A 23,764-nucleotide genomic window follows, 5' to 3' on the forward strand; every position below is an offset into this window, starting at 1 on the left:
AGTCTCGCCGGATCGCAATCCGGGTTCAGCGGCGATGACGATGGCTGGGCACCGCAATGCGCTCGCCGGTGGAAAGGTTCAGCGCGGTGAGACTGCCGCCCCACACGCAGCCGGTATCCAGTGCCTCGACCCGCACACGGGCGCCCTCGGCATAGCCTTCCAGCGCGGCCCAGTGGCCGAACAGCAGCCGCACATCGTCGCCTCTGGGGTAACGGAACCAGGGGGCGAAACCCGCCGGGGCACTGTCGAGCCCCTCCTTGGCACTGAAGTCGAGGCAGCCGTCGGCGTCGATGAAGCGCATGCGGGTCAGCACGTTGACGATGGCACGCAGGCGGTCGATGCCATCGAGCGCGGCATGCCAGCAGGCCGGCTCGTTGCCGTACATGCGCTCCAGGAAGGCACCGCTGCGCTCGCTGCCGAGGCGCTCCTCGACCTCGCCGGCCAGCTCTGCCGCCTCGTTCACCGACCATTGAGGCAATAGCCCGGCGTGAACCATCACGATCTCGCCCTGCCCCGCGAAGTCTTCACGCACCAGCAGCGACCGCGACTGCAGCCAGTCGAGCAGGGCCTCGCGGTCGGGGGCGGCAAGAATGTCGTCCAGGGTGTCCTTGCGGTTGAGCCGGGCACCGCCGCGGGCCACCGCCAGCAGGTGCAGGTCGTGGTTGCCGAGCACGGTGAGGGCGGCATCGCCCAGCGCCTGGACCTCGCGCAGGCAAGCGAGCGACCCCGGGCCGCGATTGATCAGGTCGCCGGCCAGCCACAGGCGGTCGTGGCCGGGGTCGAAGTCGATCTTCTCGAGCAGCTCGACGAACTCGGCGTGGCAGCCCTGCAAATCTCCGACGGCATAGGCGGTCATGACACCTTCCCTTGTGCGCTTCGCGGGTTGTCCATCCGGCGCGAGGCTCATCCCGCACCGCAGGCTTCAGTGTATCTGATTGGGGCCGGCCAGCCGGAAAGGGGCGATGGTCACTTCGAAAGGACGCTGGCTGGCGGTATCGACACAGGTGTAGGAGCCTTCCATCACTCCCACCGGCCCGTCAAGGATGGCACGACTGGTGTAGCGAAAGGTCTGCCCGGGGCCGATCATGGGCTGCTGACCCACCACCCCCTTGCCGCGCACCTCCTGCACCTTGCCGCTGCCCTGAGTGATACGCCAATGACGCGCCAGCAGTTGGACGCTACGCGCCGAATGATTGTGGATCGTCACCGTATAGCTGAAGACATAGCGCGACTCCTCACGCGAGGACTCGTCGTCGCGATAGATCGGCTCCACGTCGACCAGCACCTCCCGCTCCAGCGGCACGTCGGAAGTCGGGTTCATGGTGTGACCTCCGTGGCAGCGAGGTGGTTGGCAATGCGAACGAACTCTTCTACGTTCAGCGTCTGAGGCCGGCGCGCGGGGTCGATGCCCAGCGCTGTCAGCGTGTCGCCGTCCACCACCCCCTTGAGATTGTTGCGCAGGGTCTTGCGGCGCTGTGAGAAGGCCTGACGCACGACATCGAACAGCAGCGCCTCGTTCGTCGCCGGCCAGGGCAGCTCGGCGTATGGCGTCAACCGCACGATGGCCGAGTCGACCTTGGGCCGCGGCACGAATGCCTCCGGCGGCACCGTGAACAGGTCATCGACGCGGCAGCGATACTGCGCCATCACCGAGAGACGTCCCCAGTCGGCACCGCCTGGCTCAGCAGCCAGGCGCTCGACCACCTCCTTCTGCAGCATGAAGTGCATGTCGGCGATCACATCGCCGGCTTCCAGCAGGTGGGCGATCAGCGGCGTCGAGATGTTGTAGGGCAGATTGCCCACCACCCGCAGCGGCTCGCCGTCGCCGCGCAGCGCACGGAAGTCGAACTTCAGCGCATCGCCCTCGTGCACCACGAAGCCCGGATAGTTGAAGAACTGCACGCGCAGCCCGGGGATCAGGTCGCGATCCAGCTCGATCACTTCGAGCTGCCCGCCGGCTGATTCGATCAGCGGCTCGGTCAGTGCCCCCTGGCCGGGGCCGATTTCCACCAACCGGTCGCCGGGGCGGGGCGCGATGGCCCGCACGATGCGGGAAATAATGCCGGGGTCACGCAGGAAGTTCTGGCCGAAGCGCTTGCGAGCGCGATGGACCGGCGGGCGCGATGCCATGCAAAGAATCCTTGTCTGTTCGTTCGTCAGGGAGTGGCCGAACCGCGGCCGGCCATGTCGGCGGCCAGTGCCACGGCGACTCGCAGACTGCCCGCATCGGCCAGACCGCGACCGGCCAGATCCAGCGCCGTGCCATGATCCACCGAGGTACGCACGATAGGCAGCCCCAGGGTGATGTTGGCGGCCTGGCCGAAGCCGGCATACTTGAGCACCGGCAGGCCCTGATCATGATACATCGCCAGCACCGCATCGACCCCGGTCAGATGGCGCGGCGTGAACAGGGTATCGGCCGGCAGCGGCCCGTCAAGCTCGAAACCCTCGTTGCGCAGGCGCGCAAGACAGGGCTCGATCACCTCGAGCTCTTCGCGCCCCAGATGCCCGCTCTCCCCCGCGTGGGGATTGAGGCCGCACACGGCAATGCGCGGCCTGGCAATGCCGAACCAGCGTGTCAGGTCCGCCTGCAGAATACGCAGGATGCGCTCCAGCCCCGCCTCGCTGATGGCGTCGGCCACCTCACGCAGGGGCAGGTGGGTGGTGGCCAGCGCCACTCTCAGCGCGGTGCTACCCTGCCAGTCGGAGCCCGCAGCATGCAGAGCGCTGTCGGTGGCCAGCATCATCACCACCTCGTCGACGCCGCAGGCATCGCGCAGGTACTCGGTGTGGCCGCGAAAGCCGGCATGGCCGGCATCGAGAATCACCCCTTTGTGCAGCGGTGCGGTGACCATGGCGCCGGCACGGCCGTCGCGACAGGCCGCAATCGCCACGTCGAGGGTTTCCAGCACATAGCCGGCATTGGCCACGGCCAGCTCACCGGGGCGGCTCGGCTCACGCAGCACCACCGGCCACACCGGCAGCACGCCGCGCCTTGCTGGCGGCACCGGCGCCCCTGGACTTAGTTCGACCAAGTCGACCTCCAGGCGTAGCAGCGCCGCACGCTGAGCCAGCAGGATCGGGTCGCCCACTACCACGACGCCCCCGGGCGGCGGCTCCCCCAAGGCCAGCTGCAGGCACAGCTCGGGGCCGATGCCGGCAGGCTCCCCGCTGGTCACCGCCAGCACGGGCGCGGACGGTTTCATCTATCAGCTGCCGCTGGCCAGCCGATTGTCGACGAAGGCATCGGCGCGAATCTCCTGCAGCCAGGCGTCGAGGGCTTCGTTGGCCTTGCGCTGGAACACCATCTGGCGCGCCTGCTCATGGCTCACGTTGCCGCCCTGCTGCTCGATGAAGCGCTCCACCTCACGTGTGCTGACGTTGACCCGGCCGCCGATCTGACGCTGATGCAGTTCACGCAGCAGCATCTCGCGACGGATCTCCTCGCGCACGGATGCCATGGTCAGACCATCCGCCTCCAGGGCGTCGGCGAACTGATCGAGGGTCATGTTGTTGCTCTCGGCGATCTCGCGCATCTGCCGGTTGAGCGCGGTGTCGTCGATGCTGAGGCCGGCATTGGCCGCCATCTGCAGCTGAATCTCTTCCAGGATGATCTGCTCGAGCACGTATTCGCGCAGCATCGTCTCGGGGGGCAGGGACTGCCCCTGTGCCGACAGCTGACTGCGCGCCTGCATCATGCGCTCCTCGAGCTGGCTGTGCATGATGGCCTGCTGGTTCACCACGGCCACGATACGGTCCAGGGACTGCCGCTGTACCGGCTGGAAATCCTGGGCCACGGCCGACAGCGGCAAGGCACCGAGGCACAGGACCAATCCCAGGGCGCCCAGGGTGGCGAATGGCGAAATCCGCATCTCTCTCTTTCCTCTCATATGGCTCACTTGTAGGGCATACGCACGATCAGAAGGCAGTGGCTCGGTAGCCCGGTATGGCCCGCTCGAAATAGTCGCCGGCGTCGCCACCGACACCGCCCAAGCCCTTGAATACGAAGCGCAGGAACAACCCACGCTCCGTCGTATCGTTCTCGATGCTGGCAGTGCCTTGGTCATCGACCCATTCGCGCCAGACGACTTGCAAGCCGTAGCAGCAGTCGTTCCACTGCACGCCTGCCAACTGGTCGAGCAGGCGCTCGTTGGTGTAGTCATACACGGCACGCCCGATCAGATCCACCCGGGGCGAGAGCTTCCAGGCAAACGAGAGATCGTACTCTTCGCGGTTGTAGTCGCGGAACTCGTCGTCGTCCGGCTCCACCGACGGGTCGAACCCTTGGAGTTCCCAACGGTAGCCAAGGTTCAATACGTGCCCTGCCTGGCTGCGGTAGCTCAGGTCCAGCGAGGTCCGCTCGGTACGCTGCTGGTAGTCGTCGTAGATCCACTGCAAGCGGCTGCGCCAGGCATCGTTGATCTGCCAATCGAGCCGGGTCACCAGCGATGAGCGGTCGCGGGTGGCGTTGTACCAGGATTCGAAATCCCCGCCCTGCTCAGGCGGCACCGGCAGTGTATCGGGATTACCGTCCATGTCGATATGACGATCATCGAAATAGAACGCCTGACCGATGCCGATGGCCAGCCGCTCGCGGCCGCGGTCGTCTTCCAGCAGGCGTGAGTCGACACCTACCGACAAGCGGTTGAGATCCCCCACCCGATCGGCCCCGGAGAAGCGATACGGCGACCACAGCTGATTCCACGAGAGTGCCCGCTCGCTGGTATCGAAATCGGGAAACTCACGCTGATCGCGGGCCGGCACATAGGCATAGTTGACCCGTGGCTCCAACGTCTGACGATAAGGCCGCCCGCCGAGCTCCAGCTCGCGCTCGAACACCAGCCCGCCGTCGATGGAAGTCACCGGCACCGCCCGCTGTAGCGTGGTGTCACGCTCGGTCTGGCGCTCGCCGTAGTCGAGATCATACGCGGTATAGAGCCACTCCACTCGCGGCTCCAGGTGGCCCCAGCTCTGATCGAAGCGCCAACCGGTAGCTGGCGCCAGGTGCAGACGGGTACCCACTGCAGCCTCACGCTCCCGAGACAGCGCCACTTCATTCACGTCGCGCCAGAAGTAGGTGACATTGGAGCGCCACTCCTGGTACAGCCCGCCTGGCTGCATCCAGCGAGCGTCGGCGGTGAGGCTGGGCAGACGGTAGAACGGTTTGTCGCGATCGCGCAGCGGATCGTCGAGCCGCTGGTAGCCCTGGGCACGGGCATCCAGGCGCCAGACATCGCCGCGGTAGTCTATCTGGGCCAGGCGCGGCATGTTGCTGGGGTCGTCGCCGAAGATGCTGCCGTAGTCGTCGAAATAGCGCCCGTCGCTGGCCGCCCCATAGCGCAGGTTATAGCTCGTGCGCGTATCGAAACGCCCAGTATGTCGGTAATCGACGTACCAGCGGTCCTCGCCCTCGTAGCGCCGCGAAGCGGCACCCGGCTCGTCGGAGCCACCGCCGTCGCTGGACAGGTAGGCCCCCTCGATCTGACCGGCATCGGTGGGGAACAGATAGCGGTACTCCCCGCCCAAAAGCAGGCCGCGGTCGCTGATCCAGCGCGGTGTGAGGGTGGCGTCATGATTGGGCGCGATGTTCCAGTAGAACGGCTGGGCATAGTCCAGGGCGCCGCCGGAGAGGCCGATTTCGGGCCACAGGAAACCGGTGTGGCGCCGGTCGTCGATGGGGAAACGCACCCAGGGCCAGTAGAACACCGGCACATTGCCCATCTCCAGGCGCGCGTGACGCGCGGTACCGAAGCCACTCTCGCGGTCGAGCACCAGATCGCCGGTGACCAGTTGCCACAGATTGTCGCCCGGGTCGCAGGTGGTGAAGCTGGCCGAGGTGAGCCGGAAGCGGCCATCCTCCAGCCGCTCCATCTGCATGGCATCGCCGCGCAGGTGCTGATCGTGGACCACGAAGTGCGCCGCGTCGATGCTGGCGGCATCGGTAACCAGCGAGACCTCGCCGGCCTCTCCGCGCACCAGCAGGTTGAGATCGCGCAGCGCCAACGGCCCTTCGGCAAACGCCCGCTCACGCTCGGGCGGCACGCTCACCCGCGGCGACTCGAGCTGCGTGTCGGCACGCCGCAGGATCACTTCACCGCCGAGAATGGTTTCGCCATCATCGCCGTAATAGGCGGTGTCGGACTCGCTGCGCACCTGGCCCGGCTCGTCACCGGCGGGCAAGCGATAGGCAGGCATGATGTAGACCCCGCGGCACAGCGCCTCGGCCGGACGCCCCTCGCCCCAAGGCTGCCAGTCCAGTTGCCATGCCGCCAACGGCTCGAGCGCCAGCGCCTGCGGCGCGCCCAGCGTCAGGCCGGATGTGATCAGGCTGGCCAACGCCGTTCCTGCATGTCGCTTGCCCATGGTCCCTCGATGTCCTTGGCGAAGAGAATCGGTATTATACAGACCACACCCAGCCTGTCGTATGCGCCTGATCGGTCAGCATGCGGCGGTGCCCAACGGGCGTCAACCGGCACCGTCCGAGACTGCAAGGAGCCAGCATGACCCAGGCCGACACCACGACGCGATTCGAGGCCCTGCGCCAGTGGGCCGCGGCGCAGCACGAGCTTTCCCCGGCAGCCCTCGACCTGTGCCTGGCCGCAGGAGACGCCAGCTTTCGCCGCTACTTCCGTCTGCAGCTGCCCGACGGCAGCACGCGCATGCTGATGGATGCGCCCCCACCCCTGGAGGACAGTCGTCCATTCGTCGACATCGCCCGCCGCTGGCGGGCCGGTGGCCTGCCGGTACCGGCTCTGCACGCGGTGGATCTCGACGCCGGCTTCGTCGAGCTCGACGACCTGGGCGACACGCCGCTGCAGCTGCGCTTCGCCGACGACGAGCATGCCGACACCCTGGCCTGGCATGAACGCGCCCTGGCCCTGATTCATGAGCTGCAGAATCGCGCCGGTCCCGATATGCTGCCGGTCTACGACGAGGCGCTGCTGGGCCGCGAGCTGGACCTCTTCCCCGAGTGGTGCCTGACGCAATGGCTGGGCGATAGCGCCCTACCGCCCGGCTGGGCCGAGCTGCGTGAGGCGCTGATCGCCTCCGCCCTGGCGCAGCCGGTGGTCACGGTGCATCGCGATTTCGATGCCATGAACCTGATGGTGCACGACGAGACGCTCTACCTGATCGATTTCCAGGACGCCGTGGCCGGCCCCATCACCTACGACCTGATCTCGCTGCTGCGCGGGCGCTACTGCCGCTTCCCGCCCGCGCGCTTCGCGCGTTGGGTCGAGGCCTTTCGCCAGCGGGCAGTTCACGACGGCCGCCTGCCCGGCTCCACCGACAGCGATACCTTCCAGCGCCAGGCCCAGGCCATGGCCGCCCAGCGCGCGCTCAAGGTGCTCGGTATCTTCTGTCGTCTGACCCTGCGCGATGGCCGTAGCGGCTATCTCGAACGTCTGCCGCACTTCCTCGGCCATCTCGAAGCCAGCCTCGTCGACCTGCCCGAGCATGCTACCTTCCAGCGCTGGTTGGCGGAGCACTTGCGCCCCACCCTGACCCAGCGGCTGGCCGCCGGCACCGGCCCGGAGGCGACATGAAGGCCATGATCCTGGCCGCCGGGCTCGGCAAACGCATGCGCCCGCTGACCGACCACTGCCCCAAACCACTGCTGCCGGTGGCCGGCAAGCCGCTGATCGTGCATCACCTGGAGCGGCTGGCGGCCGCCGGTATCGACGAGGTGGTGATCAACGTCAGCTATCGCGCCGAGCAGATCATCAGCGCCCTGGGCGACGGCCGCCAGTTCGGCATACGCATCGCCTGGAGTCGCGAAACGCAGCCGCTGGAGACCGGCGGCGGCATTCGTCAGGCACTGCCACTGCTGGGCGACGCCCCCTTCCTGCTGATCAACGGCGACGTCTGGTGCGCATTCGACCCCTCGACGCTACCCGCCCTGGGAAGCGATCTGGCCCATCTGATGCTGGTCGACAACCCCACGCACCACCCCGACGGCGATTTTCACCTGGACGCCGCGGGCCGGGTACATGACGCGGGCGAGCCGCGGCTGACCTTCGCCGGGCTCAGCCTGCTCGACCCGGCGCTGGTGGCCGACAGATCACCGGGAGAGTTTCCCCTCGCCCCCTTGCTGCGTGCAGCGATGCACGCCGGCCGCGTCGGCGGCACCCATCATCGCGGGCGCTGGGTCGATGTGGGTACGCCCGAGCGCCTGGCCGAGCTGGACCGGGAGCTGATCAGGCGGCAGGGCTGAGCCGAGCGCCGCACAGTGGTAAGCTCTCCGACATGAACGTATCGACAAGGAAACCTTGCTCATGAAAGCCAGCGTCAAGTGGACCGATGGCCGCCAGTTCGTCGCCGAATCGGGAAGTGGTCACAGCGTGGTGATCGATGGCCCGCCCGACCATGGCGGACGCAATACCGGCCCGCGCCCGATGGAAATGCTGCTGATGGGCATGGGCGCCTGCACCTCCTTTGACGTGCTGGAGATCCTCGAGAAGTCGCGCGCCCCCGTGAGCGACTGCGTGGCGACCATCGAGGCCGAACGCGCCGATGCCGTGCCAGCCGTCTTCACCAAGATCCACATCCACTTCACCGTCAGCGGCCGCAACCTCAAGGAGAGCCAGGTCAAGCGCGCCGTGGAGCTGTCGGCCGAGAAATACTGCAGCGCTTCGATCATGCTGGCCAAGGGTGGGGTAGACGTTACCCACTCCTACAGCATCATCGACGACTAGCAGCACCGAGACTGAGCCCCCATACAGACGAAGGCCCGCCTGGCGGGCCTTTTCTGGTTCCAAACGGATAGCCAAGCGCTAGCCAGGCGGCGAGTCGACATGCCGCCACAGGTATAGGGCAAGGTAGGAGCGATGGGGGGCAAAACGCATGGCGGTTCGCAGCGTCTTGCGCCGCGGGCTGGTAAGACGCTCGAGGGTCTTGCGCGCCGTCACGTCGCCTTCCGGCCAGACGTCAGGCTCGCCGAAGTAGAAGATCGACAGCATGTCGGCGGTCCATTGCCCCACACCCCATAGTGCGGTCAGGTGCCGCGAGCGTTCGACATGGTCCAGACCTCGCAGCGCGTCGGCTTCGAGCCGACCGGCGCGGGCCTCTTCGGCAATCAGGCACAGCGCTCTGGCCTTGGCCCCCGACAGGCCGCAGCCACGCAGCACCTCCTGGTTCGGCTCGAGGAAAAATTCCATCAGCGGCGTCTCGCCCGCCGCATCGACGACCCGCGCCCAGATCGAGCGCGCCGCCTTTACCGAAAGCTGCTGCCCAGCGATCGAACGGCACAGGCGCTCCGCCAGCGGCTGGCCGTCGTCGGCGCGCAGTACCAGCGGCCCACCGCGCTCGATGGCCTCGGCGAGCAGTGGACTCAACTGGCTGGCGACTTCGATACAGCGCCGATGGATCTCGTCCGACATCGCGACGTGCTCAGATTCGATAGACGCTCTTGGTCATCACCTTCGACATCAACGACATGCCGAATTTGATCGGCGCCGGGAAGCGTGCCCCGCCGGCTTCCAGCGCCAGTTGGGCGTGATGCGCCTCGTCGATGGCCATCTGACGCAGCACGGCACGCGAGCGGCGGTCGCCCGCTGGCAGTTTGACCAGGTGATCCTCCAGATGCTTGCCCACCTGCTCCTCGGTGGCGGCGACGAAGCCCAGGCTGATGCGGTCGCCGATGGCGCCCGCCACCGCCCCCAGGCCGAAGGAAGCCGCATAGAACAGCGGATTCAGCACGCTGGGGTGACTGTCGAGCTCTTGCAGCCGCTCGTCGCACCAGGCCAGATGATCAATCTCTTCCTGGGCGGAGTGCTCCATCTGACTGCGCACTTCCGGCAGCTTGGCGGTGCAACCCTGGCCCTGATAGAGCGCCTGGGCGCATACCTCACCGGTATGATTGACCCGCATCAGCCCGGCGGCATGGCGCCGCTCCTCGGCGCTCATGTCGTCGTCCTGGATGTCCGCGGTGGCCGGCGAGGGGCGCGAGGGGTGAGCTGCATGGGGGATCAATGTGCGCAGCACGGTATCGAACTGGTGGACCAGATTGTCGGCCGGAGAGTAGTTACGGTTCATGTCTCTTTTCCCTTTGCGCCGCCTTCCTGAGCTCGTCAGGGTGCGGTGTGCTCGTTTCGCGCCCGGAAACCTGTCGGCTATTACGACAGCGCCACCCATGGGGTGGCGCTGATGAAATTGGATGCACCTGATGCGTCGCACGCCTCGACGCGCGCGGATGGACCGCAGAGCGCCGGCTAGCCAGCCGGCCAAGTAAAGCGACGACCGCCCATCAGGTGCATATGAATATGATAGACCGTCTGCCCGCCCTGGTCATTGCAGTTCATCACCACCCGGTAGCCGTCATCGGCAAAGCCCCGCTCCCGGGCCAGATGGGCCGCCACGACCGGCAGCCGGCCGACCAGGGTCTGGTCTGCCTCCTCGAGGTCGTTGAGAGTGGCGATATGGCGCTTGGGAATGATCAGGACATGGGTCGGCGCCTGGGGATTGATGTCGTTGAACGCCAGGACCTGGTCATCTTCGAAGACGATATCGGCAGGGATCTCGCGCTTGACGATCTTGCAGAACAGGCAGTCTTGCATCGGACGTGCTCCCTTGCGTATTACCGAAAACGCCGCTGCGCCAGCAGATGGCGCACCAGCGGCGCCAGGATGAGCTCGATGGCCAGTGACATCCTCGCCCCGGGTACCACCAAAGTGTGCGGACGGCTCATGAAGGAGTCCTGGATCATCGCCAGCAGCCAGGGAAAATCCACCGTCGAGGGGTCACGGAAGCGAATCACCACGAACGATTCGGCGTCGTTGGGGATGTCCTGCACCTCGAACGGATTGGAGGTATCCACCGTGGGTACCCGCTGGAAGTTGATGTGGGTGCGCGAGAACTGCGGCTGAATGTAGCGCACGTAGTCGTTCATGCGACCCAGAATGGTGTCGATCACCGCCTCCTGGGAGTAGCCGCGCAGCTTGATGTCGCGGTCGATCTTCTGAATCCACTCGAGATTCATGGTCGGCGCCACCCCCACCAGCAGATCCACGTGGCGGGCGATATCGTGCCCCGACGTCACCAGCCCGCCGTGCAATCCCTCGTAGAACAGCAGGTCGGTGCCGCAGGGCAGCGGCTGCCATTCGGTGAAGGTGCCCACCTGATGGCCCGCCTCGATCATCTGCTTGTCTTCGGCATGAATGTAGTGCCGGTAGGTCCCGGTGCCATGCTCGCCGTACTCCAGGAACAGCGCTTCGAGACGGTCGAGCAGATTGGCCTCCACGGCAAAGTGGGAGAGCTGATTCTTGCGCTCGGGCTCTTCGCGGAAGATGCGCGCCAGCTCCTCGCGGGTATAGCGATGGAAGGCATCGCCATCGACGAAGGCCGCATGCACGTCCTCACGCGCGAACATGCGCTCGAAGGTGCGTTTCACCGTAGTGGTGCCGGCCCCGGAGGAGCCGGTCACGGCGATGATGGGATATTCCCGCGACATCAGGCGCTCTCCGCTCCGACAAAGGCCTGCCGTACGGCATCGGGCAGCGCGACGCTGCGCCCCTGGGCCGGGTCCAACAGCACCAGGTTGAGGCGCGCCGTGGCTACCGGCCGGCCGCCTTCGGCATGCCGTACCCGATGATAGACCACGATAGCCTGGCTGGCCGGCTCCGGAATGGCTGTCTCCACCACCAGCGCATCCGGCCAGCGGGCCTCGGACTGGTACTGCACGGCGAGGTCGACCACCACGCTGGGAAAGCCGCCCATGTCCCACTCGGTGAGACCAAGGGCGCCGAAGGCCTGTATGCGCGCCTCATGCAGCAGCGATACCAGCGTATCGTGCCCCAGGTGTCGACCATAGTTCATGTCGGTGACGCGTACCGACAGCGGCTGCCTGTGCACGATGGCGGAATCGGGAAATGCCAGCTTGATGCGCTCCATGCTCACTCCCTGACTGTCGTTGCGGTAGATACAGGAGGCCGTGATCAGCCCTCCTGACGCTCCCGGGCAATGGCACGGTAGGCGATATCGCGGCGGAACTGAACGCCGTCCCAGTGAATCGCCGCCACGCCTTCGTAGGCCAGATCGCGAGCCTTGGACACGCCCTGTCCCAGCGCGGTGACGCACAGCACACGCCCGCCGCTGGTCACGATACGCCCCTGGTCGTCCTCGGCGGTACCGGCATGGAAGACCTTGCAACCGGTCGCCTCTGCGGCGTCGAGCCCAACGATGGCGTCACCCTTGCGATAGCTGCCGGGATAACCGCCGGCGGCCAGTACCACGCCCACCGCAGCATGCGGGTCCCACTCGCAGGTGTGGCCGGCGAGCTCGCCCCGCGCCCCGGCCAGGCACAGCTCGGCGAGATCGGAGCGCAGACGCAGCATGATCGGCTGAGTCTCGGGATCGCCGAAGCGGCAGTTATACTCGATCACCTTGGGATTGCCCTCGGCGTCGATCATCAGGCCGGCATAGAGGAAACCGCTATAAGGGTGGCCCTCGGCAGCCATACCGTGAACGGTGGGCATGATGACCTGCTGCATGATGCGCTCGTGCACGCTCTCGGTTACCACCGGCGCTGGCGAATAGGCGCCCATGCCGCCGGTGTTGGGGCCGGCATCGCCATCCAGGGCGCGCTTGTGGTCCTGGCTGGTGGCCATGGGCAGCACGGTAGTGCCATCGACCATGACGATGAAGCTCGCCTCTTCACCTTCGAGGAACTCCTCGATCACCACCCGCGCACCGGCATCGCCGAAGGCATTGGCCTCGAGCATGTCGCGTACCGCCGCCTCGGCCTCGGCCAGGGTCATGGCCACGATCACGCCCTTGCCTGCGGCCAGGCCGTCGGCCTTGATCACGATCGGTGCGCCCTGCTCGGCCAGGTAGACGAGCGCCGGCTCGACCTCGGTGAAGGTGCGATAGGCCGCGGTGGGAATGGCGTGGCGGGCGAGGAAATCCTTGGTGAAGGACTTCGAGCCCTCCAACTGAGCAGCCCCCTGGGTCGGCCCGAAGATGGCCAGCCCGGCTTCGCGGAAGCGATCCACCACGCCTTCGACCAGCGGAGCCTCGGGACCGACGATGGTCAGCTCCACGCCCTCGTCGCGGGCAAAGGCCACCAGGCGCTCCAGCTCGGTCGCCTCGATGGCAACGTTGGTCAGCCCAGGCTCGTGGGCGGTACCGGCATTGCCGGGTGCCACGAATACCCGCTCGACAAGGGGCGACTGGCCGACTTTCCAGGCCAGGGCATGTTCGCGGCCACCGCCGCCGATGATCAAAACCTTCATCCGCTTGCTTTTCCTGTTTCGTACCGATCAGGCCCGACCATGCGGCGAACCTGGCATTCGGCTATAAGACGTCGCGGCATTATGGCAGAAAGCGGCCCCGGACGCCGCCCCGCGCAGCCTGCCTACTTGTCGTCTTCCTTGTCCGAGCTGTCCTTCGGCTCCGGCTTGCCCGGCTGTCCCTGGCCGATCGCCTGCTGCCAGAAGCGCATGTTCTCCTCGGCCATTTCGCGCATCAGCTCCATGGGCGAGTGGCGCATCGCCTGCTGCCACTGATCCTGCATGCGCTTCTGCTGCTCGAGCATCAGTTGGGTGCCCTGCTCCAGATAACGGGCCAGCGGCAGCGGCTGTGCCATGTCATAGACACGGATGAACTGGGCCAGCAGATCGTTGGAAAAGACCTCGGCCTCACCGTCGGCCTGCTCCTGCTCGATGATGATCGACAGCAGAATGGTACGGGTCAGGTCCTCACCGGACTTTGCATCCTCGACGCGGAACGGCTCCTCGTCGAGAATCAGGCGCCGCAGATCTTCCAGCGTTACATAGCGGCTCTGTTGGGTATCATAGAGCCTGCGGTTGGCATACTTGCGAATCACGCGCACGACGGCACTCCTTATGGGAAAGGCAGGTTTGCCCTTGGCTGCTATTGTGCACCGCGCTACCGCCCTTGCAAATCGAAGCGACAAACGAGGCCCGATGAACCTGATTCTGCTGGCTCCGGAAGATATCCGGCACGACCGCCTGGCGTGCTTGCGCGACCCGCGCCGCCTGCGTCACCTGAAGGAAGTGCATCGCGCCCGGGTCGGCGACGTCCTGACCCTGGGCATACAGGGCGGCGGCATCGGTCGCGGTGAGCTCACGCTGCTCTCCGACGATGAAGCCCGCTTTACGCTCGAGGCGCTCGACACGCCCCCGCCGCCGGCGCTGCCGGTGCACCTGGTGCTGGCCCTGCCGCGCCCGCGCATGCTGGCCAGAAGCCTCGAGCATGTCACCGCCATGGGGGTGAAACGGATCACCCTGCTGCATACCCGTCGGGTGGAGAAGAGCTACTGGCAGTCGCCGGAGCTCGGGCCGGCGAAGATTTACGAGCACCTGGTGCTGGGCCTCGAGCAGGCGCGGGACACGGTACTGCCCGACGTCAGCGTGGCCAAGGGCTTTCGCCCCTTCGTCGAGGAGCGGCTACCGCTGCTGCTCGACGGCCGCCGCGGGCTCGTCGCCCACCCGGGCATGCCCAATCCCTGCCCCACCGGCCTGAGCAAGCCCTGCGTGCTGCTCATCGGGCCCGAGGGCGGTTTCATCCCGTATGAGGTGGAGCGGCTGCTCGAGGCGGGCTGCGAGGGCATCCATCTTGGCCCCCGCATCCTGCGGGTGGAAACCGCCGTGGTCGCCCTGCTCGCCCGGCTGTTCTGATGCCTGGCAGGCAGAATCAGGCCTCGTCGTCCTCGACATCGTCGTCCTCGATGTCGCCCTCGTCCTCGCCCTCGTAGCGCATCACCTCAGCATCGTCGCCGCAGTCGGGCGAATTGAGGAAGGTGCGAGTGACGTCGAGCAGGCCCAGATGGCCGATGGTGCGCCTACCCAGCAGCAGCGGGTAGTGCATCTCTTCCCGGTCACGCAGGCTAAACTGCTCCTCGTGGATGGTATCGCCCATGCAGATCTTCATCAGCACCACCGGACGCTCGTCGCGACCGCCGGCCCCGCGCACGCGAATGTCGCGGTAGAGCGGCAGCTCCAGGCTCTCCTCGAACGGCTCGCCGCTGGCCTCATCGGTCAATTCCAGGCGAAAGCGCACCCACTCCTCGCCGTTCTTGTCGAAGGTCTCGATATCGCGGGCATCCAGAGAAGAGGTCAGGGCGCCGCTGTCCAGCTTGGCCTTGACTTCGACCCCCCAGGGTTCGAGCGTACTCTTCTCGACCCAGCCGTACACGACCGGCTCCTCTGCCATGGCCGGCCCCGCCAGCAACAGCGCGCCCACCGTTGCCAATAGCCGGTTACGCAACTTTCGAGCCGAATCTTTCCGGTACACTCTCTTCATGACGATAGCTCCTTTGTCGTCGATGCTCAGTCTGCCGCGGCATGTCACAGCCGCCCGAACATTGTTACATTTACTACACTATTCGTGTCACCAAGGATAAGGAGAGCGAAACGATGACATACCCCCGCATGAAAAGGATGCTCATTTCCGCCTCGGCCGGCCTGTTGCTTACCGGCCTTGCCACTGGCGTACAGGCGCAGTTCGAGCCTCAGGGGCTCTACTCCTCCCGGGCGCTCTTCGATGCCGAGGTGCATTTCGAGGCGGCACCGGACAGCCAGCCGGGCGAGGTGGTCGATATTCTGCTCGGCGATGATCGGCAGGTACATGCCATCGTCGTTCGCCCTGACGCCAACCTGGTAGAGAATGGCGACTACCTGGTGATCACCAACGCCCACTACCGGCTGATCAACTACGAGGATGATGGCGAAACGGTCCATGACATCATCGTCGATGCCGATCCGGAGTCGCTGGAGGCCATGCCGCGCTACGACCAGGAGTGGTGGGACATGGCGCGCGAGCGCACCCGCGAGGCGTGGCATAGCGCCGGAGAAGGCGCCGACAGCGCCTGGCAGCAGACCCGTCGCGGCGCCGATCGCGTCGGCGAAGGAGCCGAACAGGCCTGGGAGCGCACCCAGGAAGGCGCCGAACGGGCCGGACGTACTATCAGCGAGACCCTAGATCGCTGGACCAACAACTAGGCCCGCAGCTTGTTAAGCGCCTCATCTTGCCATAACTGGCGCCCCGCTCTGGCTCACCGGTCAGAGCGAGGTCACCGGTTCAACGCTGCAGCCGCTGCAGCAAGCTCAAGGTCGCGAAGCCGTCCGGCGTGACGCCGATGCTGCGCTGGTAATCGCGCAGGCCGCGCCGGGTATTCGGCCCCATCACACCATCAGGCGCACCGACATCGAAGCCACGGGCATTGAGCGCCTGCTGCATCTCACGTACCTGACTGCGCGAGAGCGGCTGCTCGTCGCGCGGCCAGTCACTGCGGATACCATCTCGTTCCGCGATCCTGTCGGCCAGGGTGCCCACTGCCAAGGCATAGCTGGTGGCGTTGTTGTAGCGCAGGATGGCACGGTAGTTGGGACCCACCAGGAAGGCCGGCCCTTGGGCGCCCGCCGGGGCCAGCACTGAGGCCTGGTCGAAGGCCGGCAGGCTGCCACCGCCGAGACGGCTTACCCCCTGTGCCGCCCACTCCTGGCTCGAACGCCGCGTGGTAAGTTCGGTCTGGGCATAGTCGAAATCACTCGGCAGCCGCACCTCGACGAACCAGGGCTGGCCGGGCTGCCAACCCGCCCGCGCCAGGTAGTTGGCGGTAGAAGCCATCACGTCCGGGATGCTGCCCCAGATATCACGGCGACCGTCGCCGTCACCATCCACCGCGTAAGCCTCGAAGCTGGAAGGAATGAACTGGGTGTGGCCCATGGCGCCGGCCCAGGAGCCGACCATGCGCTCGGGTGCAATGTCGCCGGCCTCGATGATGCGCAGCGCGGCCAGCAATTCACCGCGAGCGAAATCGCTGCGCCGGCCGTCGAAGGCCAGGGTCGCCAGCGCTTCCAGGGTAGAAAAATCGCCAAAATTGCCGCCGTAGTTGCTCTCGATGCCCCAGATCGCCACGATGATTTCGGCCGGCACGCCGTAACGCTGCTCCATGCGCCGAGCCGTGTCGCGATGCTCGGCCAGCTTGGCCCGCCCCTGGCTCACACGCGCCTGGGAAACGGCCGTCTCGAGATACTGCCAGATGGGACGTACGAACTCTGGCTGGGAACGGTCGAGTTCGATGACACGCGGCCGGTAACGCACACCATCCAGCGCCCGCGACAGGGTCGCCTCGCTGATGCCCTCCGCCCGAGCCTGACGACGGAAGTCGCGCAGCCAGGCCTGGAAGTCGGCAGGTGGGGCGGGCTCCGCCTCGCTGCGGGCAGGTGCGGTGGCATTGCTGGATGCCGAAGCGGCACTCGAATCGGCAGCGCTCGGCGGGCGCTCGTCGGCCGCCGCCTCCTGCACGGGCGTGATGGAGCCGGATTGACACCCGGCAAGAGCCAGGGTGAGTAGAGCGACTGGGAACAGAGGACGAATCATGGCGCGGTATTCCTTTACGTCGAAGGCCACCGATAATGGCGCAGAAGCGGTCTTCAGACCAGCCCTGCCGCACGCGGAAAGCGTCGCTTTGTGTAACCGCGTGCCTTACCTCACTTGGGGTCGTTCTCGCGCGGCTGATGCACCGCGTTGCTATCCGTTTCCAGACCGCTCTTGAGTTCGTGAGTGAGCGGGTCGTAGTTGGGTCTGAGCTCGTCCTTCACCGTACCGCTCCACAGCTTGGAGCCGACGAAGTAGCCCGCCCGGCCGATCACGTGAGCCGCCACCGGCGCGGTCATCAACACGAAGACGATGATGGCGAAGGCCCGCGCCACCACCGCCACCTCTCCGAAATGCACGGCCACCGCCAGCATGATCAGGATCACTCCCAGCGCCGCCGCCTTGGTGGTGGCATGCATGCGAGTGAGCAGATCGGGCAGACGCAGAATACCCAGCGCTGCCAGCAGCATGAAGATGGCACCGGTGAGGATCAGAAAGCCCTTGATGGTCTCAATCATCCCGCGGTCCTCCACGCTCCAGGAAACGGGCAAAGCCGATGGCGGCCAGAAAGCCCATCAGCGCGATCACGATGGCGGCATCCAGAAAGCTGGAGACGTCGGTGCGAATGGCATAGACGCCCACCAACCCCACCACGATGCTGGCGAACAGCTCCAGCGCCACCACTCGGTCGGGCAGGCTGGGACCTCTCACGACACGCACGAAGGCCAGGATCAGAGCGATGCCCATCAGCACCTGGCTTATCAGAATCACTGTAGCCATATCACTCCCCACTCGGCCTTGGCGTACTCAACGGAACAGCTCCAGTGCACGGTATTCCATTTCCTTGAGGTTGCGGCGCAGCTCCTCTTCATCGTCGAGGAACATGGCGTGGATGTAGAGCACCTTGCGGTCGTCGGAAACGTCCAGGCTCAAGGTGCCCGGGGTCAGCGAGATCAGGTTGGCGACCATGGTGATCTCCAGCTCGGTGCGCGCCTCGAGGGGCATGGCGATCACCCCCGGCTTCATGTGCCAGGGCGGAGTCAGGATATCGAACCCGACCCGCAGGTTGGCCTGCACCAGCTCCTTGATGAAGAAGCCGAGGAATCTGAGGATCCGCGGCACCCGCGCCGGATAGCCGGTCAGGGCGTCGACCTGCGGTTCGATCAGTACCAGGGTGATGTAGCCGAAGACCAGCCCGACCACCAGGTTGAGCCCCGAGAAGTCGCCGGAAAGGATGACCCAGGCCATCGCCAGCAGCAGGTTCCAGATAGCTCCCGTCATGGCGACACCTCCTCATCCGGCGCTTCGATCAGAGCGTCCTCGACCCCGACCTCGGCACCCAGCACCGCTTCGATATACCCCTGCGGGTTCATCAGCTGATCGCCGATCTGATTCATCATCGCCATCAGCGGCTCGGCGAGCACGCCGATCAGCAGCGCAAACAGGGCCAGCACCGCCACCGGCAGATACATCAGCCACAGACTCGGCGGCACCATGCGGCTGTCGTCACCCACCACCACCTCTTCGGGGGGTACCAGGTTGTCCTCTGGCAGGGACTTCCAGAATACCTCGTTCCAGATCTTGACCATGGAATAGAGGGTCATCAGCCCCACCAGCAGCGCCACCGCGGTCACCACATAGGCTTCCGCCTCGATGCCCGCGCGCACGATGACGAACTTGGCGAAGAAGCCCGACAGCGGCGGCACCCCGGCCAGCGAGAAGGCGGAGAGGAAGAAGGCCACCGCCAGCCAGGGACGCTCGCGATAGAGTCCGCCCATCTTCTTCAGCTCGTAGGTACCCTGCAAGCGCCGGGTAATGCCGCTGATGAGGAACAGGTTGGTCTTGACCACCATATTGTGCATCACGGCGAAGATGCCCCCGGCGATGGCCAGCGGGGTATACAGTGCCAGACCGAGAATCATGTAGCCGATCTGGCTGACGATGTGGAACGACAGGATGCGGCGGAATTCGAACTGCGCCGCAGCCCCCAGCACACCGGTGACCATGGTCAGGGCGGCGCCCCAGATCAGCAGCTCCTGGGTGTAGCCGAGGGTCTGGTCGAACAGCAGGGTGAAGAAGCGGAACAGGGCGTAGACGCCGACCTTGGTCAGCAGCCCGGCGAACAGCGCCGACACCGCCACGGGCGGCGTGTGGTAGGAAGCCGGCAGCCAGAAGAACAACGGGAACGCCGCCGCCTTGATGCCGAAGGCGACCATGAACATCACCGCCAGTACCTCGACCATGCCCTGGTGTTCGGCCACGGCCAGGCGCTGGGCGGCATCCGCCATGTTGAGCGTACCGACCATGCCGTAGAGTAGCCCCACCGCGGAGAGAAAGATCACCGAGGCCAGCAGATTGAGGGTGACGTACTTGATCGCCCCCTCCATCTGCGCCTTCTCGCCGCCGAGAATCAGCAGCGCGAAGGAGGCCACCAGCATCACTTCGAACCAGACATAGAGGTTGAACACGTCGCCGGTGAGAAAGGCGCCGGCGACGCCGGCCAGCAGCAGGTGCATCAGCGGGTAGTAGCCGAAGCGCTCGTGGCCGGGGCCGGTCGAAGCCAGCGAATAGATCGACAGTACCAGTCCCATGATACCGGTGAGCACGATCATCACCGCGCTGAGCATGTCAGCTACCAGGGTGATGCCGAAGGGAGCCTGCCAACCCCCCATCTGGATCACCACGTAACCCTCCTGGGTTACGGACACCAGCAGCCACAGCGACACGCCGAGCAGTGCGAGGTTACCGGCCACGGCAGTGAAACGCTGCATGGGACGAGAGCGCCAGAACAGCAGCGAAATGGCCCCCGACAGCAGCGGCAGAAGAACGGGAAGGGCGACTTCGGGCCTCACGTATCGGTTTCCTTCATCTTGTCCAGGTCATCGGCCTTGACGATTTCGTAGGCCCGGCGAATCAGCACCACGGCGAACGCCAACACGCCGAAGGCGATCACGATGGCGGTCAATACCACGGCCTGGGGCAAGGGGTCGGCCACCGGGCCCAACGGCGCCGCGAGCCCCTCGGGGATCAGCGGCGGCGCGCCGCGGGTCATGCCGGCAGTGGTGAAGATCAGCAGATTGGCGGCGTTGGAGAGCAGCATCAGCCCGATCACCAGCTTGACGATCGAACGCCGCAACATGAGAAAGATGGCGGCCGCATAGAGCAGGCCAACGGCCACGGCCATTACCGGTTCCATCGCGTTCCTCCCTCCGAAGTCGTGGATGAGGCACCCGCAGCGCCCACGTGCTCAAGGTTCATCCTTGTCCACCTCCATCAGCGTCATGACCATGGCCAGTACCGAGCCCAGCACGGCGAGATAGACCCCGATGTCGAAGATCAGCGGGGTCGAGGCGTAGAAATCGACGCCCGGGATCGTCCACCACTGGGCGGTGAGGAAGGGCTGATCGACGAACCAGGCGGGGAACACCGAGATCATGCCGAGCAGCAACCCCATGCCGATCAGATCGCGGGGGTCGACCATGCGCAGCACCTCGCGGGTGGCGCTGACGCCGAAGGCGAACAGGTAGAGCGTGAAGGCCCCCGCCGCCACCAGCCCGGCGATGAAACCGCCGCCGGGCTCGTCGTGGCCACGCAGCAGCAGGAACACGGAGAACAGCAGCTGCAGCGGCATCAGGATACGCGCCGCCGTGTGCAGTATCAGCGTACCGGACTTAACCATGGCTCGACTCCTTCTCCTGCGCCGTCGGCTTGGCCGGCTTCACCGGCGCCCTCAGCTTGAGCATGGCGATGACCCCGATGGCGGCCAGGGCCAGCACGAAGATCTCGCCCAAGGTATCCAGCGAGCGGTAATCGACCAGGATCACGTTGACGATGTTGCGCCCGTGGGCCAGCGGCACGCTGTTCTCGATCATGTACTCGGAGATCGGCACGAACTGGTCGATGCCCCAGGCGGTAAGGATCAACAGCGTGACCAGCACGCCCACGCTGCCCGCCACCAGCACGTCACGCACCCGCTCCAGCGGCGTCGACAGGCTGGCGAAGCGCGGCAGGCGGAACAGCACCAGCACCAGCAGGATGACCGTCAGGGTTTCCACCAGCAGCTGAGTGATACCCAGGTCCGGAGCGCTGAACAGGATGAAGGTGAGCGCGATGGAGAAGCCCATGATGCCCACCGACACCACCGCGCTGAGCCGCGAGCGGGCGACGGCGGCGAACAATGCGCCGAGCACCATCATGGCGACCACCACCACTTCGTGGAAGCGCACGTCGAGTTCGAAGGCGATCTCCAGCGGATGCCTGAGCAGCAGCGAGTTGCCCAGCAGCGCGATCAGCACCAGCACCATCACCAGGATGTAATTGCGCATGTAGCCGTTCTGCAGAATACGGGTCTGCCACTCGGACACCACCGTGATCCAGTGCATGAACGCCTCGTAGCCCGCTTCCGGGCCGCGCGCCATGACCGGATCGAGCCGTGCCAGATGAGCGCGCACGCGGTCCCAGCGCTTGAACAGCAGGTAGCCCAGCGCCAGGGTCACGATCGACATGACCAGCGGCAGATTGATGCCGTGCCACAAGGAGAGGTAGACGGTCACCGGCTCGCCCATGACCGCTGAGGCGGCTGCCGTGAGCACCCCCATGCCGGCGATCACCGGCACCACGCCGAGCAGCAGCGACAGCGCCGCCAGACAGGCCGGGCCCAGCAGCATCGACAGCGGCGCCTCGTGCGCCACCCGCGGCGTCGCCCGACGCTCGCCGAAGAACGGCCGCAGCGCGATGATCGCAGCCACGGCGATGGTCAAAAACGCCGAGACGAAGGCCAGCAGCAGCACCAGCCAGCCGAAGGTCTGCGCATCGAGGGCCGCCTCGAACATCATCTCCTTGGCGATGAAGCCGAACAGCGGTGGCGCCCCGGCCAGCGACAGCGCGGCGATGACGGCAACCACCGCCGTCACCGGCATCAGCGGTCGCAAGCCGCCCATGGCGGTGATGTCCTTGGTGCCGGTCTCGTGATCGAGGATACCGGCCACCATGAACAGCGCGCCCTTGTACAGCGAGTGGGCGAGCAGGAAGGTGACGAAGGTGATCAACGCCCCCTCGGTGCCGATACCGAGCAGCATCGTCAGGGTGCCGAGCGCCATCACCGTGGAGTAGGCCAGCATCTTCTTGATGTTGGTGTGCCGGATGGCCAGGAAGGCACCGGTGAACATGGTCAGGGCACCGACCACCGACAGAATGCCGACCCAGGCCTCGGTGCCGCCGAGGCTCGGATGCAGGCGGGCCAGCAGGTAGATGCCCGCCTTGACCATGGTGGCCGAGTGCAGATAGGCCGACACCGGCGTGGGGGCGGCCATGGCATTGGGCAACCAGAAGTGGAACGGGAACTGCGCCGACTTGGTGAAGGCCGCCAGCAGCAGGCACAGCAGCATCGGCAGGTAGAGATCGTGCTCGCGCAGGTCGATGCCGCCGGCGCTGATCTCGGCCAGCGACCAGCTGCCACTGGCGTTGCCCAACAGCACCAGCCCCGCCATCAGCGCCAGCCCGCCGGCGAAGGTGACGAACAGCCCCTGACGCGCCGACTTGCGCGCCTCGATGTCGGCATGGCTGAAGCCGATCAGCAGGTAAGAGGTGATGCTGGTCAGTTCCCAGAACACGAACAGGGTCAGCAGGCCATCGGCCAGCACCAGGCCCAGCATCGACACCATGAAGGCCAGGATGACGATGTGGAAGCGCACCAGATCGCGATGCCCCTTGAGATAGCCGCCCGCATAGATCAGCACGAAGGTGCCGATCACGGTGATCAGCAGCGCGAACAACAGCGCCAGGCCATCGATGACGAAGCTCAGGCTCATGCCCAGCGACGGCACCCAGTCGAGTTCGAGAAAGAGTACTTCGCCGCGCATCACCGTCGGCACCTGGCCCAGGAACCAGAGTGCCAGCGCGGCCGGAAACGCGGCCAGCACGAAGCTGGCACGCCCACCGAACCAGCGGTGCAGCAACGGCGCAAAGGCGGCCAGCACGAATCCCGATAGCACGGCTAGTTGCATCATGCAGTTCCCTTCTGTTCAGTTCATCGTCCGGACATGGCGCCTCGCCACCTCGCAGCGCCGACATCGACGGCAGAGCCTGCCGGGACGTCCGGGTATCCCCCGCACAGCGTGACGTCGCGATTAAAGAAATCCGTGCTGCGGCCGAAAAAATACGCCCAAAGGATGAGCGTCGGTAGCCGGGCCAAACCTGTATATTGCAGCGCAAAAGGATTAGACTTTGCGCCGCGGCTGGCTACGGTGAGCGTTGATTTCACGACGAAACGGCTTGCTAGTATAGCGATTTCAAAACGTTTCTTCATTACACCGTTCCCAACGACCCGGCCCTGCGCTCCTCGATCGATACCATTAGCCTGTGTGCGCGGTGCTCGGGCAGATTACGCCACGACGGATCTCTCTGTGCTGTGGTGCGACGCATCGAC

The 23,764-nt window shown here is 65.7% G+C and carries 28 protein-coding genes; 5 read left to right on the forward strand and 23 right to left on the reverse strand.

Translation table 11 applies throughout. From position 1 onward, the window contains the following. Window positions 1-25: 25 nt before the first annotated feature. The 6 genes from B8115_RS19910 to B8115_RS19930 form a co-directional block, all read right to left on the reverse strand. Entirely contained in the window at window positions 26-856 is an 831-nt protein-coding gene (locus B8115_RS19910; RefSeq protein ID WP_010629618.1) for a symmetrical bis(5'-nucleosyl)-tetraphosphatase, read from the reverse strand. Between the two features lie 66 nt (window positions 857-922). Further along, window positions 923-1,321 carry a Co2+/Mg2+ efflux protein ApaG gene (gene apaG / locus B8115_RS19915; protein ID WP_010629619.1) on the reverse strand — a complete coding sequence of 133 codons (399 nt, stop codon included), beginning with the start codon at window positions 1,319-1,321 and terminating at the stop codon, window positions 923-925. Beyond that, window positions 1,318-2,130 carry a 16S rRNA (adenine(1518)-N(6)/adenine(1519)-N(6))-dimethyltransferase RsmA gene (gene rsmA / locus B8115_RS19920; protein WP_010629620.1) on the reverse strand — a complete coding sequence of 271 codons (813 nt, stop codon included), beginning with the start codon at window positions 2,128-2,130 and terminating at the stop codon, window positions 1,318-1,320. Before rsmA ends, apaG begins: the two co-directional genes overlap by 4 nt. Window positions 2,131-2,156: 26 nt before the next feature. Beyond that, on the reverse strand, window positions 2,157-3,206 hold the full coding sequence (gene pdxA, locus B8115_RS23195) for a 4-hydroxythreonine-4-phosphate dehydrogenase PdxA (protein ID WP_010629621.1): 1,050 nt from the start codon (window positions 3,204-3,206) through the stop codon (window positions 2,157-2,159). A 3-nt stretch (window positions 3,207-3,209) separates the two neighbouring features. Continuing rightward, window positions 3,210-3,872, reverse strand: coding sequence for a SurA N-terminal domain-containing protein (locus tag B8115_RS23200; RefSeq protein ID WP_010629622.1), 663 nt, complete (start codon window positions 3,870-3,872; stop codon window positions 3,210-3,212). 46 nt (window positions 3,873-3,918) lie between these two features. Next, window positions 3,919-6,363, reverse strand: a complete 2,445-nt coding sequence (locus B8115_RS19930; RefSeq protein ID WP_010629623.1) for an LPS-assembly protein LptD — start codon at window positions 6,361-6,363, stop codon at window positions 3,919-3,921. Between the two features lie 137 nt (window positions 6,364-6,500). On the opposite strand from B8115_RS19930, the gene B8115_RS19935 reads away from it, so the two are divergent. From B8115_RS19935 to B8115_RS19945, 3 genes are all read left to right on the forward strand, one after another. Beyond that, entirely contained in the window at window positions 6,501-7,544 is a 1,044-nt protein-coding gene (locus B8115_RS19935) for an aminoglycoside phosphotransferase family protein (protein WP_010629624.1), read from the forward strand. Further along, entirely contained in the window at window positions 7,541-8,212 is a 672-nt protein-coding gene (gene murU, locus B8115_RS19940) for an N-acetylmuramate alpha-1-phosphate uridylyltransferase MurU (RefSeq protein ID WP_010629625.1), read from the forward strand. The genes B8115_RS19935 and murU overlap by 4 nt, the downstream gene beginning before the upstream one ends. A 61-nt stretch (window positions 8,213-8,273) precedes the next feature. Next, window positions 8,274-8,693 (forward strand): OsmC family protein, encoded by a 420-nt coding sequence (locus B8115_RS19945; protein WP_010629626.1) that lies wholly within the window; start codon window positions 8,274-8,276, stop codon window positions 8,691-8,693. A gap of 78 nt (window positions 8,694-8,771) precedes the next feature. Here the strand turns inward: B8115_RS19945 and B8115_RS19950 are convergent, their stop codons facing one another. From B8115_RS19950 to phaR, 7 genes are all read right to left on the reverse strand, one after another. Continuing rightward, window positions 8,772-9,377 (reverse strand): DNA-3-methyladenine glycosylase, encoded by a 606-nt coding sequence (locus B8115_RS19950; protein ID WP_010629627.1) that lies wholly within the window; start codon window positions 9,375-9,377, stop codon window positions 8,772-8,774. 10 nt (window positions 9,378-9,387) lie between these two features. After that, window positions 9,388-10,032 carry a 2-polyprenyl-3-methyl-6-methoxy-1,4-benzoquinone monooxygenase gene (gene coq7 / locus B8115_RS19955; RefSeq protein ID WP_010629628.1) on the reverse strand — a complete coding sequence of 215 codons (645 nt, stop codon included), beginning with the start codon at window positions 10,030-10,032 and terminating at the stop codon, window positions 9,388-9,390. A gap of 176 nt (window positions 10,033-10,208) precedes the next feature. Further along, window positions 10,209-10,553 (reverse strand): histidine triad nucleotide-binding protein, encoded by a 345-nt coding sequence (locus B8115_RS19960; protein WP_010629629.1) that lies wholly within the window; start codon window positions 10,551-10,553, stop codon window positions 10,209-10,211. A gap of 20 nt (window positions 10,554-10,573) precedes the next feature. After that, complete coding sequence (locus tag B8115_RS19965) at window positions 10,574-11,446, reverse strand: phosphoribulokinase (protein WP_010629630.1); 873 nt, start codon at window positions 11,444-11,446, stop codon at window positions 10,574-10,576. After that, window positions 11,446-11,886 (reverse strand): thioesterase family protein, encoded by a 441-nt coding sequence (locus tag B8115_RS19970; RefSeq protein WP_010629631.1) that lies wholly within the window; start codon window positions 11,884-11,886, stop codon window positions 11,446-11,448. Before B8115_RS19970 ends, B8115_RS19965 begins: the two co-directional genes overlap by 1 nt. Before the next feature lie 44 nt (window positions 11,887-11,930). Then, window positions 11,931-13,226 (reverse strand): phosphoribosylamine--glycine ligase, encoded by a 1,296-nt coding sequence (purD, locus tag B8115_RS19975; protein WP_010629632.1) that lies wholly within the window; start codon window positions 13,224-13,226, stop codon window positions 11,931-11,933. A gap of 122 nt (window positions 13,227-13,348) precedes the next feature. Then, a complete protein-coding gene (gene phaR, locus B8115_RS19980) occupies window positions 13,349-13,825 on the reverse strand; it encodes a polyhydroxyalkanoate synthesis repressor PhaR (protein ID WP_010629633.1) in 477 nt (158 codons plus the stop codon). 94 nt (window positions 13,826-13,919) lie between these two features. Between phaR and B8115_RS19985 the strand changes: the two genes are divergently transcribed. Further along, window positions 13,920-14,633, forward strand: a complete 714-nt coding sequence (locus B8115_RS19985) for a 16S rRNA (uracil(1498)-N(3))-methyltransferase (RefSeq protein WP_010629634.1) — start codon at window positions 13,920-13,922, stop codon at window positions 14,631-14,633. Between the two features lie 16 nt (window positions 14,634-14,649). Here the strand turns inward: B8115_RS19985 and B8115_RS19990 are convergent, their stop codons facing one another. After that, entirely contained in the window at window positions 14,650-15,258 is a 609-nt protein-coding gene (locus tag B8115_RS19990) for an ATP-dependent zinc protease (RefSeq protein WP_010629635.1), read from the reverse strand. A gap of 113 nt (window positions 15,259-15,371) precedes the next feature. Here B8115_RS19990 and B8115_RS19995 point away from each other — a divergent pair, with 113 nt between their 5' ends. Next, window positions 15,372-15,956, forward strand: a complete 585-nt coding sequence (locus B8115_RS19995; RefSeq protein WP_141638675.1) for a PRC-barrel domain containing protein — start codon at window positions 15,372-15,374, stop codon at window positions 15,954-15,956. A gap of 79 nt (window positions 15,957-16,035) precedes the next feature. Here the strand turns inward: B8115_RS19995 and B8115_RS20000 are convergent, their stop codons facing one another. From B8115_RS20000 to B8115_RS23495, 9 genes are all read right to left on the reverse strand, one after another. Next, window positions 16,036-17,340 carry a lytic murein transglycosylase gene (locus tag B8115_RS20000; RefSeq protein ID WP_010629637.1) on the reverse strand — a complete coding sequence of 435 codons (1,305 nt, stop codon included), beginning with the start codon at window positions 17,338-17,340 and terminating at the stop codon, window positions 16,036-16,038. Window positions 17,341-17,450: 110 nt separating this feature from the next. Beyond that, a complete protein-coding gene (gene mnhG, locus B8115_RS20005; protein ID WP_010629638.1) occupies window positions 17,451-17,855 on the reverse strand; it encodes a monovalent cation/H(+) antiporter subunit G in 405 nt (134 codons plus the stop codon). Then, window positions 17,848-18,117 carry a monovalent cation/H+ antiporter complex subunit F gene (locus B8115_RS20010; RefSeq protein WP_010629639.1) on the reverse strand — a complete coding sequence of 90 codons (270 nt, stop codon included), beginning with the start codon at window positions 18,115-18,117 and terminating at the stop codon, window positions 17,848-17,850. The genes mnhG and B8115_RS20010 overlap by 8 nt, the downstream gene beginning before the upstream one ends. Before the next feature lie 27 nt (window positions 18,118-18,144). Beyond that, the gene (locus B8115_RS20015) at window positions 18,145-18,618 is read right to left on the reverse strand and encodes a Na+/H+ antiporter subunit E (RefSeq protein ID WP_010629640.1); all 474 of its coding nucleotides are present in this window, start codon (window positions 18,616-18,618) and stop codon (window positions 18,145-18,147) included. Next, window positions 18,615-20,189, reverse strand: a complete 1,575-nt coding sequence (locus B8115_RS20020) for a Na+/H+ antiporter subunit D (protein ID WP_010629641.1) — start codon at window positions 20,187-20,189, stop codon at window positions 18,615-18,617. Before B8115_RS20020 ends, B8115_RS20015 begins: the two co-directional genes overlap by 4 nt. Next, window positions 20,186-20,533, reverse strand: a complete 348-nt coding sequence (locus B8115_RS20025) for a Na+/H+ antiporter subunit C (RefSeq protein ID WP_010629642.1) — start codon at window positions 20,531-20,533, stop codon at window positions 20,186-20,188. Before B8115_RS20025 ends, B8115_RS20020 begins: the two co-directional genes overlap by 4 nt. Before the next feature lie 51 nt (window positions 20,534-20,584). Further along, entirely contained in the window at window positions 20,585-21,016 is a 432-nt protein-coding gene (locus tag B8115_RS20030; RefSeq protein ID WP_010629643.1) for a Na+/H+ antiporter subunit B, read from the reverse strand. Then, entirely contained in the window at window positions 21,009-23,342 is a 2,334-nt protein-coding gene (locus B8115_RS20035; RefSeq protein ID WP_010629644.1) for a putative monovalent cation/H+ antiporter subunit A, read from the reverse strand. Before B8115_RS20035 ends, B8115_RS20030 begins: the two co-directional genes overlap by 8 nt. Window positions 23,343-23,365: 23 nt before the next feature. Beyond that, window positions 23,366-23,644 (reverse strand): hypothetical protein, encoded by a 279-nt coding sequence (locus B8115_RS23495; protein ID WP_141638676.1) that lies wholly within the window; start codon window positions 23,642-23,644, stop codon window positions 23,366-23,368. Window positions 23,645-23,764: the final 120 nt, after the last annotated feature.

It is taken from the genome of Halomonas sp. KM-1 (genome assembly GCF_000246875.1).
GTDB classification, from domain to species: domain Bacteria; phylum Pseudomonadota; class Gammaproteobacteria; order Pseudomonadales; family Halomonadaceae; genus Halomonas; species Halomonas aerodenitrificans.